2 protein-coding genes are annotated in these 2,495 nt (G+C 61.8%); both read left to right on the plus strand.

All coding sequences use genetic code 11. The features are described from left to right. Positions 1–88: 88 nt before the first annotated feature. The gene (locus VMA74_RS17965) at positions 89–1,195 is read left to right on the plus strand and encodes a response regulator (RefSeq protein WP_414649634.1); all 1,107 of its coding nucleotides are present in this window, start codon (positions 89–91) and stop codon (positions 1,193–1,195) included. Between the two features lie 287 nt (positions 1,196–1,482). Continuing rightward, on the plus strand, positions 1,483–2,495 hold a 1,013-nt coding region (locus VMA74_RS17970; protein WP_325369461.1), incomplete at its 3' end, for a protease pro-enzyme activation domain-containing protein.

A 2,495-nucleotide genomic window follows, 5' to 3' on the forward strand; every position in this document is an offset into this window, starting at 1 on the left:
CGCCGAGCGCACGGCCGCGCTGCAGGCCGAGATGCTGGCCCGCTCCGAAAGCGAAACGGCGCTGAGGCAAGCGCAGAAAATGGAAGCGGTGGGCCAGCTGACCGGCGGCATTGCGCACGACTTCAATAACATGCTCACCAGCATTATCGGTGCCCTCGATATTGTCGACCTCCGCCTGCAGGCCGGAAACACCGATCGTTTGGAGCGCGTCATCCGGGCGGCGCTGGATTCGGCCAACCGCGCCGCGGCGCTCACCCAGCGTTTGCTGGCGTTCTCCCGGCGCCAGTCGCTGGATCCCAAACCGGTCGAACTCAATGCGCTGATCCGCTCGATGCACATGCTTTTGCGGCAGACCCTGGGCGAACGGATTCACATCGTGGTCGACCTGGGCAAGGGCCTGAACCACGCCCTGGTCGACGTCAATCAACTCGAAAGCGCCGTTCTGAATTTATGCATCAACGCGAGGGATGCCATGCCCGATGGCGGCCAGCTGCGGATTGCCACACGGACCGCATCGTCGATTCCCTTTCCGCACGATGACACGGCGCTCAATGCCTTGGGCTACGTGGTGGTCGAAGTGGCCGATACCGGCGTAGGCATGGATTCCAGCGTCAAAGAGCGTGTCTTCGAACCCTTCTTCACTACCAAGCCGCTCGGTCAAGGCACCGGCCTTGGGCTGTCGATGATCTACGGCTTCATGCAGCAGTCCAAGGGATACATCGATATCCAATCCGCGCCGGGCAAGGGTACGAGCATCGCGCTCTACCTTCCTGCCACCGCCGATGGCAACATCGACAACGCCGTCGCGCATCCCCGCGCTCCCAAAGGCGAGGGCCAGCAAGTGCTCGTCGTTGAAGATGACGATCAGGTGCGGGTGCTGGTGAGCTTCTTGCTGGAGGAACTGGGCTACGCGGTGAAGACGGCGCGCGATGCCATCACGGCAATGCAGCATTTGTCGCCGTCCGAACATATCGATCTACTTATTTCAGATGTGGGCCTGCCCGGCATGAACGGACGCCAGCTCGCCGAGCTCGTGCGCGAGCGCCACCCGTCCGTCCCCGTGCTCTTCATGACCGGCTACGCCGAAAACGCGGCCGTGCAATCGGAATTCCTCGGCGAGAACATGGCGATCATCACCAAGCCGTTCGCGATGGACGATTTTGGCCGGGCAGTGCGGCGAGCGCTCGGAAACTGATCCACGTCAATCCGCGAGGCGTTTGCAGACATGCCGCAACCGGTAGGGGAAAACTAACTAGCTTGGCGATAACAGGCCGGCACGATCCGTGATCGCCCGCACATAATCCGCGTCCCCTGATCCGCCGGACAAACGCGCATAAGGGCTGCGCCGTTGGCGCTGCCCGCTTCACTGGAAAACGACGGCTGTCGTCCTAATTTCTCGCGGCCATTCGGCACCCCTGGGGAGGGGAGCATTGTTGTTTCCTCGATTCTTCTCTCAGTGACTACTTATAGGAGTAGCTTCCCATGACGAGCACAGATTCGACTGGAACATCTTTCTCGCACGAGCATTCCGGCCTTGCACGCAAGGCGTGCGCACTGTCCATTGCCATCGCCATGGCGTTCGGGGCGAGCACGGCTGCCAACGCCGCACAGGTTTATACGCATCACGTGCGCGATGCCGTCAGCACCAACGCCGCGCAACAGGTGGGCAGCCTGCCCGCAACCAAGTTGATGAGCCTGGATGTGGTACTGCCCTTGCGCGACAAGGCAGGCTTGGATGCATTCGTGGCGGACGTCAACAATCCTGCCAGCGCCAACTATCGCCACTTCCTCACGCCGCAAGAATTCACCGCGCGATTCGGTCCGACGCAAAACGACTACGACACCGTGGTGCAGTACCTCACGCGCTATGGCTTTGCTGTCACCGGCGGCAGCCGCGACGGCATGGATATCCAGGTGATCGGCCCGGTGTCCGCGGTGGAAGCGGCGTTCAACGTAAAGATGCGCACCTACAAGCATCCCACCGAAAACCGCACGTTCTACAGCCCCGATCGCGAGCCCACCACCTCGCTGGCGATTCCGCTATGGCACGTATCGGGCCTGGATAATTATTCGATTCCCAAGCCGCTGTACGTGAAAAGGAGCGATTACGCGGCGGCACACGGCATCAGCCCGCAGGCGGTCGTGTCGCACGCGACAACGGGCTCGGGTCCTTCGGCCTCGTTCCTCGGCAGCGATATGCGCGCGGCCTATTACGGCGGCACCAGCCTCACCGGCGCCGGCGAAAACCTGGGCCTGCTGGAATACTACGGCACCGATCTGGCCGACTTGAACACTTATTTCAGCAACGTGCACCAGACCAACCATGTGCCGATCACGCTGCTGTCGACCGACGGCACCAGCACGTCCTGCGTGTATTCCAGCGGCTGCGACGATACCGAGCAGACCTTGGACATGACACAGGCCATCGGCATGGCGCCGGGCCTTGCCAGCCTGACGATGTATGTGGGCTCCACCGACACCGCCATCATCAGCGC

The organism is Dyella sp., from assembly GCF_035508675.1.
Taxonomy (GTDB): domain Bacteria; phylum Pseudomonadota; class Gammaproteobacteria; order Xanthomonadales; family Rhodanobacteraceae; genus Dyella_B.